The sequence below is a fragment of the Inquilinus sp. CAU 1745 genome (assembly GCF_039839375.1).
In the GTDB taxonomy this organism is placed as follows: Bacteria; Pseudomonadota; Alphaproteobacteria; order DSM-16000; family Inquilinaceae; genus JBDOQU01.
On record NZ_JBDOQU010000003.1, the window covers coordinates 262,740 to 277,835 of the forward strand.

The following is a 15,096-nucleotide window of genomic DNA, read 5'->3' on the forward strand; positions in this document are numbered from 1 at the left end:
CGCAATGCAGGGGCAGGACAATGGGGTGGGGGATTTTCAGGGCGACGGCGACGGTATCCGCGCTGGCGCTCCTAAGCGGGGGCGCGGCGGCGCAGGAGGCGGCTGAGCCGGTGATGCTTGAGCAGATGACGGTGACCGCGACGCGGACGGAACGGCCGGTTACGGACGTGCCGGCCTCCGTGACCGTCATCGACCGGGAGGAGTTGGAGCGCCGGCAGCCGGCGACCATCGACGATATGCTGCGCGGCATTCCCGGCGTCGACATGAGCGGCGGGCCGCGCGCCATGGCCGCCGAACCGAACATAAGGGGGCTGTCCGGCGAACGGGTGCAGGTCCGCATCGACGGCGCGCGCCAGAACTTCTCCTCCGGCCATAAGGGGCGGGTCTTCCTGGACCCGGCGTTGATCGGCCGGGTGGACGTGTTGCGGGGGCCGGGTTCCGCGCTCTACGGCAGCGGGGCTATCGGCGGCGTCATCGAATTCACCACGCCTTCGGCCGACTGGTTCCTCGATCCGGGACAGACCTTCGGCGGTGAGATCGGCACCGGCTATCACTCCAACGGCGATCTCTGGTTCGGCTCCCTCACCGGCGCCGCCAGGGCGGGCGACAGCGCGGACATACTGGGCAGCGTCGTCTATCGCCGTTCCAACGATCTGGAGGACGGGCACGGCGTCGAAATCCCACTTTCCGGCGATGAGATCGTCTCCGGCCTCGTCAAGGGGACGTGGCGGCCGCTGGAGTTCCATGAGGTGACGGCGTCCTACCTCGTCTTCAACGACGACAACCGCCTGCCGACCGCCGCCAACACCGACAGCACGGACAACATCGCCGACCGCGAGACGAGGCAGCAGACCGGCTCTGTCAACTACGCCTTCCGCGATCCCTCCAACCCGTGGATCGATTTCGACGCCACCCTCTATATGAACAGCGTCGACATCAGGGAGGTCCTGGTCGCAGGCGGCCGGACGGACGATACGGAGCTGACGACCTACGGCATCGACGCCGCCAACACGACGCGCTTCGCCTTCGGCGGGTCGGTCGAAAACGCGCTGACCTACGGCGTCGAATATTACCGCGACAGCCAGGAAGGGCGCAGGGACGGCGCGCCCCGGCCGCAATATCCGGAATCCGATCAGGATGTGGTCGGCCTGTTCATCCAGGACGAGATCACCTTCTTCGACCGGTTCACGCTGATCCCCGGCCTGCGCTACGACCGGTTCGACCGGTCCGCGGCGGGGGAGGAGAGCGCCTCGGATTCTGCAGTGTCGCCGAAGATCACCGCGGCCGTCGACGTGCTGGACGGCGTCACCGCCTATGCGACCTACGCGGAAGCCTTCCGCGCCCCGTCCCTGACGGAGCTTTACGGCAGCGGCCTGCACTTCGCCATCCCCGGCCCCTTCCCGCCGGACAATTTCTTCCAGCCGAATCCGGACCTTGAGCCGGAAAGCTCGGAAAACAAGGAGATCGGCATCACCGTCGACCGCGACGACGTGCTGCGGGAAGGCGACCGGCTGACCGCCCGCGCGGCCTATTTCCGGAACGATGTCGAGGATTTCATCGACATGGATGTCGACATCATGGGCGGCACCACCACCAAGGTGAACGTCCAGGAGGCCCAGATCGAGGGCTTCGAGCTGGAGGTCGGCTACGACACCGGAACCTGGTTCGGCAGCCTCGGCTACGCCCACATCAGGGGCGACGACCTGATCGAGGACGAACCGCTGGCGACCATTCCGGCCGATCAGGTGACACTCATGGTCGGGCATCGCTTCATCGAATGGGATGTCGAGGCCGGCTATCGCCTGATCGCCGCCCGGGCGCAGGACCGCGTGCCGGCGGGCGACCGGGAAACCGGCGGCTACGCCACCCACGACATCTTCGTCAGTTGGGCCCCCGATGAAGGCCGCCTGGAAGGCGCGCGGTTCAACTTCGCGGTCGAGAACATTTTCGACAAGGGCTATCGCCGTAATCTGTCCCAGCTCAATGATCCCGGACGGACCATTAAGCTGGCCGTCAGCTACCAGTTCTGAGCCGTGCCCATGGCGGAGAAAGCGGACACCGTCTCCTCCACCGGCCTCCCCGCCGCGTCGCCGGACGCGACGGGCGGCGGACCCCGAACCATCGACAGCCGCACGCTGTTGAAGGGTCGGCGGGAGGTGGTGATCGCCCATGGCGTGGAGCGGTACCGCCTGACGCTGACCCGCCAGGGCAAGCTCATCCTGACCAAGTAATGGCCGAATGGAGGGCAATTTAATGGATACGATCGTTGGGGAGAGGCCGGCGCCGGCGGATCTGGCCGGGCGATGGGCGGCCCTGAAGGAGGCCGAGCCGAAGCTGCGCATCCGCGACGCCGCGGCCAGGCTGGGCGTCAGCGAGGCGGAGTTGCTGGCGACCGGCGCGCCGGAGGGGCGGGCGGTGCTGCTCCAGGCCGATCCGGCATGGCTGATCGAGCAGGTCCCGACCTTCGGCGAGGTGATGGCGCTGACCCGGAACGACCATGCGGTCCATGAGAAGGTGGGGCGCTACGACAATATCTCTATCGGCGCCCATGCCGGGCTGGTGCTCAACCAGGAGATCGACCTGCGCCTGTTCATGAACCGCTGGAAATACGCCTTCGCGGTGATGGACCCGATCAAGGACGGAATCCGCAAGTCCCTTCAGTTCTTCGACAAGTTCGGTCGGGCGGTCCACAAGATCTACCTGCGGCCGGAAAGCGACGAGGCGGCCTTCGACCGGCTGGTGGCGAGTTGCCGGGCGGACGACCAGTCGGGCGCGCTTTCCGTCGCCGCGTCGACATCGCCGGCGGCCGATCATGCGGACAGCGAGATCGATCTTCCCGGGCTGCGGACCGATTGGGAGAATCTCCATGACACCCATGAATTCCACGGCCTTCTGCGCCGGTACAAGGTCGGGCGGCATCAGGCGCTGCGGCTGATCGGCGACGACCTCGCCTATCCGGTCGACCCCTCCGCCTTCCGGTTCGCGCTGGAATCCGCCGCCGAGACGGAACTGCCGATCATGGTCTTCGTCGGCAATGAGGGCTGCATCCAGATCCATGGCGGGCCGATCGTCCGCACGGCGGCGATGGGGCCGTGGTTCAACGTGCTGGACCCCGCCTTCAACCTGCATGTGCGTGAGGACGCCATCGAGGCGGCCTGGGTGGTGCGGAAGCCGACGGTCGACGGTGTCGTCACCTCGGTGGAGCTTTACGGGCCGGGCGGCGTCGCCTTCCTCACCCTGTTCGGCGTGCGCAAGCCGGGCAAGGCGGAGGACGGGAAATGGCGGGAACTGGTCGACCGGCTGCCGGCGAAGGCGTCGTGATGAAGCCGTTCCTCCGCGCGGTTTTCCTTCTGGTGGCGATGGCGGTCCCGGCTTCTGCCTCCGCGCAGACGGTCGACACCAGTCGCCTGGTGGTCGCCGGCGGGGCGTTGACGGAGATCGTCTACCTGCTGGGCGCGGAGGACCGCATCGTCGCGGTCGATACCACCAGCCTCTACCCCGCCGCCGTGGACAGCCTGCCGAAGGTGGGATATCTGCGCGCGCTTTCCGCCGAAGGGGTGCTGTCGCTGCGGCCGACGGCGGTCCTGGCGACCGACGATGCCGGGCCGCCCGCGGTGATCGACCAGATCGAATCGACCGGCGTGCCCGTGATCGTCGTTCCGGACGAGCCGACGATCGACGGCATCGCGCTCAAGGTCGAGCAAGTGGCCGAGGCGCTGGGCCTCGCCAGGGAAGGGCAGGCGCTGATCGACGGGATCGAGCGGGACATGGCCGCGCTGGCGGCCGAAATGGCCACGACCACCGAACGACCGGGCGTGATGTTCCTCCTGGGGCTGGGGCGCGGCGCGCCGCTCGCCGCCGGCGAGGGCACGGCGGCCGACGCGATCATCGCGCTGGCCGGCGGGCGGAACGTCCTCGCGGGGTTCGAGGGCTACAAGCCGCTCTCCGTCGAAGCCGCCGCGGCGGCCGCACCGGACGTCATCCTCATGATGTCCCAAACGGTGGAGGAAGCCGGCGGGGCCGACGCGGTGCTGGCGCTCGACCAGCTACGGCTGACGCCGGCGGCCCGCGACGGGCGGCTGGTCGCGATGGACGGGCTGCTGCTGCTGGGGTTCGGTCCCCGGACGCCGGAGGCGGCGCGCGCCCTGTTCGTCGCGCTTCACCCCGACCGGGAATCTTAAGCGCGATGACGGTCGCGCTCGACATGGCGTCGCGCCGGGCGTCGAGGCTGCATCGGGCGACGGCGGTCCTGGGCCTGCTGGCGATGGCCACGATCCTCGTTGCGCTGATTGCGATGGGCGAGGGGGCGGTGGCGACCGCGCCGCTTGAGGTCGTGCGCGCCCTGGCCGCCGCGATCGGCGTCGGGAACGGTCCGGCGGATCAGATGACCGCCTCCGTCCTGATTCACATAAGGTTGCCCCGCGTGATCCTGGCGCTCGTGGTCGGCGCGGGGCTGGGGCTGGGCGGGGCGGTGCTGCAGGGGCTTTTCCGGAATCCGCTGGCCGATCCGGGGCTGATCGGCGTCTCCAGCGGCGCGGCGCTGGCGGCGGTTTCGGTCATCGTGCTGGGCGGCGGCGCGCTGCACGGCATGCTCGGCACGGCGGCGCTGCCGGTCGCCGCCTTCGCCGGCGGCGTCGGGGTGACGCTGCTCATCTACAGGATCGCCGGCCTGCGCGGAGAGACGACGACGGCGATGCTGCTTCTGGCCGGCATAGCGGTCAACGCGCTGGCCGGCGCGGCGATGGGCGTCCTCACCTATATCAGCGACGACACGCAGCTTCGCGAACTGACCTTCTGGACCATGGGCAGCCTGGGCGGCGCGACCTGGCGCTCGGCGACCCCGGCGCTGGCCCTGATGGCGGTGGCGCTGGGCCTGCTGCTCTCCATCGCCCGGCCGCTCAACATCTACCTTCTGGGGGAGGCGGAGGCCCGGCATCTGGGCGTCGATGTGCGGCGGCTGAAGCGCACGGCGATCCTCGCGACGGCGCTGGCCGTCGGCGCGGCGGTCGCCGTTTCGGGCATCATCGGCTTCGTCGGCCTTGTCGTGCCCCATCTTGTCCGCCTGCTCACCGGGCCTGACCATCGTTTCGTCCTGCCGGGATCGGCCCTGCTGGGCGGCGGCCTGCTTTGCGGGGCCGACATCGTGGCGCGGACGGCGGTCATTCCGGCGGAGTTGCCGATCGGCATGGTCACCAGCCTGATCGGCGCGCCCTTCTTCCTCTGGCTGCTGCTGCGACGGGGCGGGGTATGAGCTACGCCCTCAGCGCCGTCCGCCACGCCGCCGGGGGGCGGTGGCTGGTCCGGGACATCGACCTCGCCGTGCGGCGCGGGCGGGTGACGGTGCTGGCCGGACCGAACGGCGCCGGCAAATCGACGGCGCTCAAGCTGCTGGCCGGCGACCTTCGCCCAACCTCGGGAACGGTGTCGCTGAACGGCCGTCCGCTCGACGCATGGTCGGCGCGGGAGCAGGCGGTCCAGCGGGCGGTGCTGACGCAGGACCCGCGCCTGGACTTCCCCTTCGCGGTGGAGGAGGTGGTGACGCTGGGCCGCGGCGTCCATCACGGCCGGTCCCGGCGAGCCGATGACGAAAGGGCAATAGCGCGGGCGATGGCGCTGGCGGGCGTGGGGCCGCTGGCGGGGCGCATCCATACGACCCTGTCGGGCGGCGAACGCCAGCGGGTCCAGCTTGCCAGGGTCGTGGCGCAGATCGCCGATCCGCCCGAGGACGGGCTCGACCGCTATCTGCTGCTCGACGAGCCGACCTCCAGTCTCGACATCGCCCATCAGGGCTCCGTCATGGCCGCCGCGCGCGCCCTGGCGGCGGAAGGGGTCGGGGTACTGGCGGTGCTGCACGACCTCAACCTCGCGGCCGCCTTCGCCGACGATCTCGTGGTGATGCGCGAAGGCCGTATCGTGGCCTCCGGCGCGCCGGAGACGGTACTGACGGCGGAGACGATCGGCGACGTTTATGGCGTGCCCGTGCGCGTCGAACGACACGAATCGCTGGACCGGATGGTGATCCTGCCGGTGCATTGAACCTCCGCGAACGGTCATCGTCCGTTTGCGCTGCCGTGAGGACCCTCGTGCGGGCTGTTCAACCCGCCGCCGCCTCGTCATAATCTTCTAATATGCTTTATCGACTGGTCCGCTGGAATCCGGCGGAAAGGAAGGCGCGCCGGCGATCGCCGCGCGGAGGCCGGCTCCCATGCTTAACGGAACAATAAAGCTCCGCTGACACTTTACCGTGGATAAGTAAATCCGTATTGGCTGTTCGACCGTACGGGACTCCTGCGGGCGGAGCCTGGTTAACGTTTCGTTTATACTTTGCATAGACATTATTTTAGATAAATCGCAGGGGCTGATCTTCACATGCCGCACGTCATCATCGTCGACGATCGCGTCAGCAATCGCGAGATTCTCGCGCGTCTCGCCCGGTCCCTGGAGCCGGACGTGCGGGTGACGGCGTTCGCCAGCCCCGAAGACGCCCTTGAAGCCGACGGGCAGCTCGATCCCGACCTGATTGTCACCGACTACAAGATGCCGACGATGAACGGGGCGGAATTCATCCGCGCCTGCCGCACCCGCCCCTGGTGCCGGGAAGTGCCGATCATGGTCGTCACCGCCTATGAGGACCGGGCCTTCCGTTACGATGCGCTGGAGGCGGGCGCGACGGATTTCCTGCTGTCGCCGATCGACCATCGGGAATTCCTCACCCGCGCGCGCAACCTGATCACCATGCGCACCCAGCAGCGCATCATCGCCGGCCGCGCGGCGACGCTGAAGCAGGCGCTGGACGAGGCGATCCGCCAGCATGAGGAAACGATCCGCGCCAGCGAGCGGAAGCTGCGGCAGGTCATCGACACCGCGCCCTGCCTGATCTTCATGACCCGCCGCGACGGCACCGTGTCCCTGGCCAACCAGGCCGCCGCCAAGGCGTTCGGCCGGCAGGTGGACGATCTGATCGGCCAGCCCCTGACCGAGGCGGTGGGGGACGAGACTTTCGCCGAACGGCACCTGGCGGAGGACAGGAAGGTCTTCTATTCCGGCGCACGCAGCGTGATCGCTGAAGAACAGCTCCATGCCCCCGGCGGGGCGATTGTCTGGCTGCAGACCATGAAGCTGCCCCTCCAGACCGCCCCCACCGCGCCGGTCGAGGTGCTGACCGTCGCGACCAACATAACGGAACGCAAATCCTTCGAGACGGACCTCCTGTCCGCCAAGGACCAGGCGGAGATCGCCAACCGGTCGAAATCGGAGTTCCTGGCCAATATGAGCCATGAACTGAGGACTCCGCTCAACGCCATCATCGGCTTCTCCGACACCATGCGGAACGGCATCTTCGGTTCGATCGGGCCGAAATACCTGGAATACGCATCGGACATCAGCCACAGCGCCCATCACCTGCTGAAGATCATCGAGGACATCCTCCAGCTTTCGGCGATCGAGGCCGGCAAGCTGACGCTGGAGGAGGCCGATATCGACGTGGTCGACCTGGTTTCCCAGTCGATCCGGATCGCGGAGCATGGCGCGGCGCGCCGGGGCGCCACGATCGACCACCGGACGCCGGCCTGCCCGCTGCTGATCCACGCCGACGCCGCCAAGGTGAAGCAGATCCTGGTCAATATCCTGACCAACGCCCTCATCTATGCCGGCGAGGGCGCGTCCGTCTCCGTCGGCTACGGGTTCGAGGCGGGGTCGCTGTCGGTCGTCATCTCCGACACCGGCGTCGGCATGTCCTCACAGGAGATGGATGTGGCGCTGACCCGGTTCGGCCGCATCGGCAATCCCCAGCGGCAGAGCCATGCCGGCACCGGCCTCGGCCTGCCCCTGTCGCGGGAGTTCATGACCATGCATGGCGGCACGCTGACGCTGGAGAGCGCGCCCGGAGCCGGCACCACGGTCACCATCGCCTTCCCGCCCCACCGCACCCGCACCGAGCCGTCGCTGGCCGCCGCGGAGGCGAAGACGGCGTCCCGGTCGTGACGGCCGGGAGCACGCCCGGGAGGACCGAAATGACGTCCCGTCTACAGGCGATCGCGGCCGGACCTCTCGATATCGCGCAGTCGACATGGGCGCGTCTGAAGGCGCGGCCGGATACGGAGCACGAACAGGCGCTCGTACGGATCGTGATCCTTGTCCTGGTGATGAGCTTCTTCGCCATCATCGGGCAGCAGGTCACGGTCGCCGGGCTCCGCATGAATGTCGGCCTGGTCTTCTCCGGCGCCTATCTCATCGTGTCGCTGGGCTATTTCGCGTGGATCCTCGCCCGGCCCGGCGTGACTCACGTGCGCCGGATCCTGGCGATGATCACGGACTTCCTCGTGCTGTCGACGGGGCTGATACCGGAGGGGGAGGCCGGCGCGCCGCTCTACGCGCTCTATCTCTGGATATCGCTCGGCATGGGCTTCCGCTATGGCGTGAGCTATCTCCTCGCCTCCGTGGTCGTATCCTCGCTCTGCTTCGCGACGGTCATCGCCTTCGTGCCCTTCTGGCACGACCATATGGCGCTGGCGACAGGATTGCTGATCGGCCTGATCGTCATTCCGGCCTATTGCGGCACGCTGATCCGCAAGCTGACGGAGGCCAAGCGACAGGCGGAAGCGGCCAACCGGGCGAAGAGCCGGTTCGTCGCCCATATGAGCCACGAGCTCCGGACGCCGCTGAACGCCGTCATCGGGCTGAGCGACCTGCTGCACGCCACGCCGCTCCAGCCGGAGCAGGCGGAGATGGTGGGCACCATCCGCTCCTCCGGCAAGGAATTGCTCTACATCATCAACGACGTGCTGGAATTCTCCCGGAACGAGGCGGGCGCTCCGGCGATCCAGTTCGGCGACTTCGCGCTCGACAAGGAACTGGCGGAGGTGCTGGCCACCTTCCGGCACCAGGCGACCTCGCGCGGACTCAGGATCGGCGTCCATCTGGACCCCGCCGTGCCCGCCATGGTGCGCGGCGATCATCACCGCCTGCGGCAGATCCTGGTGAACCTGCTGTCGAACGCGTTGAAGTTCACTCACGAAGGATTCGTGCTGCTGCGCGTCCGCGCCGGCGGAAAGCCGCAATCGGGGATGCGCTGGCTGACCTTCGAGATCATCGACAGCGGCATCGGCATCGCCCCCAACAATCTCAGCCGGATCTTCGACAGCTTCACCCAGGCCGACCAGGACGTTACGCGCAAATATGGCGGCACCGGACTTGGCCTCGCGATCGTCAAGCAGCTCGTGGAGATACTCGGTGGCACGATCGGTGTGGAAAGCACCGAAGGGGCGGGCAGCCGGTTCCATTTCTCCCTGCCCTTCGCCCTCTCGGAGGTGACGCCCGAACCCATGCCGCAGGGCCTGCGCTGCGCGCTCGTCTCCGGCGATCCGACGGTTATCGCTTCGGCCGGGCAGGTCGTCGGCGCCGGGCTGACGGTGTTCGGTTCGGTGGACGAAGCCGTGGCGGCGGAGGCGGGCGGCCGATCCATCGACGGGGCGGCGCATCTCGTCCTGATCGACGCCGAGGATGACGGGGCGGCGCTCGACGCCGCAGAGCGGCTGCGGTCGGTCCTGTCCGACCATGTGCCGTTCCTGCGTCTCCGCCGGCATGAGGGCAACGGCGTGGATCCGGCCACCCTGCTGGCGTTCGCCGCGACCGTGGAGGCGCCGGTCGACCGGGCCCGGCTGACCCGCGCGATGGATTTCGGCGCGCGGCTCTCCAACGCCGCCTTCGCTTCCGCCGCGGGATCGGCGGCGGGCATGACCGCCCGTGCCGCCCTGCGCGTCCTGGTGGCGGAGGACAACGCCGTCAACCGCAAGGTCATCACCCGCATCCTGGAGAGCGGCGGGCACACGGTGACGCTCACCGCCGATGGGGAGGAAGCGCTGGACGCGCTGGAGGAACAGACCTTCGACCTCGCCATCCTCGACCTCAACATGCCCAATTCAAGCGGCCTGGACGTGGCCAAGCTCCACCGCATGACGGAACGGGGCGAGGAGCGGATGCCGATCATCATCCTCAGCGCGGATGTGACGCCGGAAGCGCGGCTTGCCTGCGAGGAGGCGGGGGTCGACCTCTTCCTCACCAAGCCGATCGACGCCGGCCGCCTGCTCGCCGTCCTCGACGGCATGGGTGTGGGCCGCGAGCGGGTGGGTGAGGCCACGGTCCCGCAGGCCGGGCCGCCGAACGTCACCGCCATCAGCTCCCACCCCCGCTTCTCCGAAGGGCACTACCGGATCGTCGATCGGAGCTGCCTGGAGTCGCTCCAGACGCTGGGCGGGCCGGAATTCGTCGACGATCTGATCCGCCAGTTCCTGGTCGACAGCTCAACGGTGCTGAAGGAGATCGAGGAAGCGGTGACGACCCGCGACCTCGCCCGCTTCCGGGATGAGATCCACGCCCTGAAAAGCAGCGGCGGCAATGTCGGCGCGATCAAGATCCGCGAACTCTGCGTCGCCGCCGGCCGGCTGAGCTGGGAGGAGTTCGAGATCCAGGGCGGCGAGGTCGCGGCGACCCTGGACCACGAACTCTCCCGCTACGAACGCGCCGTCGCCGCCTACCTCTCCCAACGCGCCGCGCAGGGGTGAGCGGGGGCGGGGCCTTCGCCTCTCCCCCTCTCATGGTGAGCCCGTCGAACCATGCGGGCACGGTACTCAAAAACCGTCATGCTGGCCTTGATCCAGCATCCATACGGTGTCGACGCAAGCAGAACCACCCCCCGCTCCTTCGACGACCCTCAGCGAAGCGGTGAGGGAGAGACCTACTCCGCCGCGACCATCTCCAGCTTGTCTCGCTTGCGGCCCTGGGCCTTCACCAGCCGTTCCATCTTCTTGAGGTCCGTGGGCTGCAGGGCCAGCGCGGTTTCGACCCAGATATCGCCGATCTGGATAAGCTCCTCCCGCGAGATCGGGGCCTGGAGCTTCTTGATCCGGTTCATCGCCTGCCGGGCGTTGAACTGCCGGTCATAGCGGGTGATGTGGTCTTCGACGAAGCGTTCGCCCTCGCCATTCTCGACCAGGAAGTCGACAACGCCCATCTCATGCATTTCCTCAGCGGTATAGACCTTGCCGCTCAGGATCAGCTTCTCCGTTCGCGCCACGTCCAGCCGCCGGCGCAGGAGGTTGAACGCGCCCATGCCGGGGAAGAGGTTGAACAGGATTTCCGGCAGGGCGAACTTCGCCTTCTTCTCCGCCACGATGATGTCGGCCGCCAGGGCGCATTCGAAGCCGCCGCCCAGCGCGTCGCCCTGGACCAACGCGATCGAATGCATCGGGACTTCCAGGTTCGCCCAGTTGTGGACCAAATCGATGCAGTCATAGGCATAGCGGCGCAGCCCGTCGGCGTCCTGCTCGCGAATCAGCCGGGTGAAGAGGGCAAGGTCGCCGCCCAGGTTGAAGACGTCCCCGCCGCCGGAGGTCAGCACCCAGTAGCGGAGGTCGCGGGCGGTCTCCGGCGCGGCGAAGGCGTCGCGTACGATATCGAAGACCCGGAATATCTCCGTCAGCAGCGCCGGCGTGTAGCAGGATTCCGTTTCCATCGACATGCGGTGCCACAGCGTTTTGGCGGCAGCGTCATAGCGCACGCTCGTGCGCTCGAAAGACGCGACGGGAGCCATCCACCGTGGTTGCGCCGGAGCCTGGCGCAGCGGCTCCACCGTCGCCGGGTGTCGGGCGCGGGCGGAGAAGGGGCTGGGGGAGAAGGGCCGGACGCCAACCGGCCGAAAGGAAGGCGCTGCGTAAGGAGGGAGGGCTTCGACGACTTCGGACATGGTAATCTCCAGATATTGGCCGGTTGCGGGAGCGCACGCTTGGGATGGTTTTCTCTGCCTCCGGCCGTCCCCCGAAGGGGCGGTAGGAAACAGAATTTTACCCGTGATGGTAGATTCGAATCCGGCTTCACAAAATAGTTAACAACGATTAACCGTAATTATCCCGAATCGTCAGAGTCATGGATAGCTTAAATTTTTCTTAATTTGATTGCATAAGCAGTTGCGGATCAAATGAGTATGAGGTTTTTCTCAAGTACGGGGAGAAAGACCGCTCGTCGCGTCAGTAATTCCCCTCATGGCCGGCCGCGTTACCGGATCAGGCGAATCAATCCGATCTGGGACTATCGATTCGAAATTTCGCTCCCAGCCTCGGATATCGCCTCTCCCTCGCGCCCTTCCCGCCCTGGAGGGGCCGGAGGAACGAACCAACCGACTGAATTGTTTGGATGAATGAAGAATGCAGCCTGCGGTTGGGGGACTTCCATGAGCGATATCGCAACGGGCAGCGGGGAAACCGGAAAGGCGGAGCTGGAGCCCAGCCTCCATCGGGTGATGGGGCCGGGCCTGCTGCTTCTCTTCATCGTCGGCGACATACTCGGCACCGGCATCTACGCCCTGACCGGCGAGGTCGCGGCGCAGGTGGGCGGCGTCGTCTGGCTGCCCTTCCTAGTCGCCTTCGCCGTCGCGCTGATCACCGCCTTCAGCTATCTGGAGCTGGTAACGAAATATCCCAAGGCGGCGGGCGCCGCGCTCTACACCCACAAGGCCTTCGGCATCCATTTCGTCACCTTCATCGTCGCCTTCGCGGTGATATCGTCGGGCATCACCTCGGCCTCCACCGCCTCCAGGGCCTTCGCGGCGAACCTCTCCACCGGCTTCGGCCTCGGCCTCGAAGGCGTCGGCATCACCATCATCGGGCTGGCCTTCATGGCGCTGGTGGCGATCGTCAATTTCCGCGGCGTCGCGGAAAGCGTGAAGACCAACGTGGTGCTGACCTGTGTGGAGCTGAGCGGCCTCGTCATCATCATCCTGATCGGCTTCTGGGCGATCGCCATGGGGCAGGGCGACGTTTCACGCGCGATGAATTTCGAACCCGCGGCCGATCGCGGCATCTTCTGGGCCGTCATCGGGGCCACCACGCTCGCCTTCTTCGCGATGGTCGGCTTCGAGGATTCGGTGAACATGGCGGAGGAGAGCAAGGACCCTTCCCGAATCTTCCCGAAGGTCCTGCTGACCGGCCTGCTGGTCACCGGCATCATCTATGTCCTGGTGTCGATCTCCGCCATCACGCTGGTGCCGGCGGCGGAGCTCAGCGAGGGGGACACCCCGCTCCTCAAGGTGGTGGAGGTCGGCGCGCCCGCCTTCCCGCTGGGGGTTTTCGGGGTCATCAGCATGCTGGCGGTGGCGAACTCAGCCCTCATCAACATGCTAATGGCCAGCCGCCTCGTTTACGGGATGGCCCGCGAGGGCGTCCTGCCGCCGGTTCTCGGCAAGGTCCATCGCGGACGGCGGACACCCTATGTCGCGATAATCTTCACCTCGCTCCTCGCCTTCGGGCTCATCACCTTCGTCGGCGCGGTGCCGGCGCTGGGCGGGACGACCGCGCTCCTCCTCCTCGGCGTCTTCACCATCGTCAACATCGCCGTGCTGATGCTGCGCAAGGACAAGGTCGACCACAAACATTTCAGAAGTCCCACGTTCCTGCCGGTCCTGGGTGCGATCTCCTGCGCCTTCCTCGTCGGCCCTTGGACCGGCCGCGATCCCGTGCAATATGCCATTGCGGGCGTTCTGCTCGCGCTGGGCGTCGCATTGTGGTTCGTCACCGTGGTGGTGATGCGCGCCCAGAAGGCGGCCTCGGAAGACGAACTTCCGCCATACGGCCGCTCCGGCCCCGTGAACTGAAGGCGAAGCCGCCTCCCCCGAACTGGGGCGAAGGCCGGCTTCGGGAGAAAGCATGAACGACATCGACCGGGTCCTCCGGAGGATCGACGAGAATCTGGATGGATCGACCGCGCGCCTGTTCGAGATATTGAGGATCGAAAGCGTCTCGACCGATCCGGCCTACAAGGGCGAATGCCGCCGCGCCGCCGACTGGCTGGCCGCATCGCTCTCCGGCATCGGCTTCGACGCCGGCGTCCGGCCGACGACTGGACATCCGATGGTGGTCGCGCACCATCCGGCGTCGGAAGGCGCGAAGGACGCGCCCCATGTCCTGTTCTACGGCCATTACGACGTTCAGCCGCCCGACCCGCTCGATCTGTGGGAGACACCGCCCTTCGACCCGCGGATCGCGGAAATCGACGGCCACAAGGCGATCGTCGCGCGCGGCGCCAGCGACGACAAGGGCCAGCTCCTGACCTTCATCGAGGCGGCGCGCGCCTGGAAGGAGGAGACGGGCGGGCTGCCCGTCCGCGTCACGATCCTTCTGGAGGGGGAGGAGGAAACCTCCAGCCCCAGCCTCGCTCCCTTCATCGCGGCCAACGCGGACGAATTGAAGGCCGATGTGGCGCTGGTCTGCGACACCGCTATGTGGGACCGGTCCACCCCGGCGGTGACCACCATGCTGCGCGGCGGGGTGAAGGAGGAGCTGACGGTCCGCGCAGCCGACCGCGACCTCCATTCCGGCCAGTATGGCGGCGCGGCGATGAACCCGATCCGCGTGCTGTCGCACATCATCGCGGCGCTTCACGACGATGACGGGCGGATCGCGATCCCCGGCTTCTATGACGGCGTTCCGGACCTTTCGCCCGACATCGCCGACCAGTGGCGCGCGCTCGGCGTGTCGACGGAAGATTTCCTCGGCCCCATCGGCCTCGGCGAACTGGCGGGGGAGAAGGGGCGGAACGTGCTGGAGCAGGTCTGGGCGCGCCCGACCTGCGACGTGAACGGCATCTGGGGCGGCTATTCCGGCCAGGGTTTCAAGACGGTCATCCCGGCGGAGGCGCACGCCAAGATATCCTTCCGCCTCGTCGGCGACCAGGATCCGGCCAAGGTGCGCGACGCCTTCCGCAAATTCGTCAGGGACCGCTTGCCGGCCGATTGTTCGGTCGAGTTCAAGACCCACGGGGTGAACCCGGCGCTCCGGCTGGATTCCGAAGACCCGCGCCTGCTGCGCACGCTGGACGCGCTGGAGGCCGAATGGGGCCGCAAGCCCGTCGTCATCGGCTCCGGCGGCTCCATCCCGATCGTCGGCGTGTTCCAGAGCGATCTCGGCATGAACTCGCTGATGGTCGGCTTCGCCCTCGACGACGACCGCATCCACAGCCCGAACGAGAAGTACGATCTCTCCAGCTTCCGGGGCGGCATCCGCTCATGGGCCCGGATCATGGAGGCGCTGGCGACCTGAGCGCCAA

Annotated in this window: 11 protein-coding genes; 10 read left to right on the forward strand and 1 reads right to left on the reverse strand. The window is 67.3% G+C overall.

Features of this window, described 5'->3' with window-relative positions:
* The first annotated feature begins 20 nt into the window (after nt 1–20).
* From AAFN89_RS05875 to AAFN89_RS05910, 8 genes are all read left to right on the forward strand, one after another.
* On the forward strand, nt 21–2,030 hold the full coding sequence (locus AAFN89_RS05875; protein WP_347536867.1) for a TonB-dependent hemoglobin/transferrin/lactoferrin family receptor: 2,010 nt from the start codon (nt 21–23) through the stop codon (nt 2,028–2,030).
* A gap of 9 nt (nt 2,031–2,039) precedes the next feature.
* Nucleotides 2,040–2,231: a hemin uptake protein HemP gene (locus AAFN89_RS05880; RefSeq protein ID WP_347536868.1), complete on the forward strand. Its 192-nt coding sequence runs from the start codon at nt 2,040–2,042 to the stop codon at nt 2,229–2,231.
* 22 nt (nt 2,232–2,253) lie between these two features.
* On the forward strand, nt 2,254–3,321 hold the full coding sequence (locus tag AAFN89_RS05885; RefSeq protein WP_347536869.1) for a ChuX/HutX family heme-like substrate-binding protein: 1,068 nt from the start codon (nt 2,254–2,256) through the stop codon (nt 3,319–3,321).
* Nucleotides 3,321–4,181, forward strand: coding sequence for an ABC transporter substrate-binding protein (locus AAFN89_RS05890; RefSeq protein ID WP_347536870.1), 861 nt, complete (start codon nt 3,321–3,323; stop codon nt 4,179–4,181). The genes AAFN89_RS05885 and AAFN89_RS05890 overlap by 1 nt, the downstream gene beginning before the upstream one ends.
* Nucleotides 4,182–4,186: 5 nt before the next feature.
* Nucleotides 4,187–5,251 carry an iron ABC transporter permease gene (locus tag AAFN89_RS05895; RefSeq protein ID WP_347536871.1) on the forward strand — a complete coding sequence of 355 codons (1,065 nt, stop codon included), beginning with the start codon at nt 4,187–4,189 and terminating at the stop codon, nt 5,249–5,251.
* A complete protein-coding gene (locus tag AAFN89_RS05900; protein WP_347536873.1) occupies nt 5,248–6,036 on the forward strand; it encodes a heme ABC transporter ATP-binding protein in 789 nt (262 codons plus the stop codon). Before AAFN89_RS05895 ends, AAFN89_RS05900 begins: the two co-directional genes overlap by 4 nt.
* Before the next feature lie 333 nt (nt 6,037–6,369).
* On the forward strand, nt 6,370–7,983 hold the full coding sequence (locus AAFN89_RS05905; RefSeq protein ID WP_347536875.1) for a response regulator: 1,614 nt from the start codon (nt 6,370–6,372) through the stop codon (nt 7,981–7,983).
* A gap of 29 nt (nt 7,984–8,012) precedes the next feature.
* A complete protein-coding gene (locus AAFN89_RS05910; RefSeq protein ID WP_347536877.1) occupies nt 8,013–10,562 on the forward strand; it encodes an ATP-binding protein in 2,550 nt (849 codons plus the stop codon).
* Between the two features lie 173 nt (nt 10,563–10,735).
* Here AAFN89_RS05910 and AAFN89_RS05915 read toward each other — a convergent pair whose 3' ends face one another.
* Entirely contained in the window at nt 10,736–11,743 is a 1,008-nt protein-coding gene (locus AAFN89_RS05915; protein WP_347536879.1) for a crotonase/enoyl-CoA hydratase family protein, read from the reverse strand.
* 483 nt (nt 11,744–12,226) lie between these two features.
* Here AAFN89_RS05915 and AAFN89_RS05920 point away from each other — a divergent pair, with 483 nt between their 5' ends.
* The gene (locus tag AAFN89_RS05920; RefSeq protein WP_347536881.1) at nt 12,227–13,645 is read left to right on the forward strand and encodes an APC family permease; all 1,419 of its coding nucleotides are present in this window, start codon (nt 12,227–12,229) and stop codon (nt 13,643–13,645) included.
* Nucleotides 13,646–13,697: 52 nt separating this feature from the next.
* A complete protein-coding gene (locus AAFN89_RS05925; protein WP_347536883.1) occupies nt 13,698–15,089 on the forward strand; it encodes a M20/M25/M40 family metallo-hydrolase in 1,392 nt (463 codons plus the stop codon).
* Nucleotides 15,090–15,096: the final 7 nt, after the last annotated feature.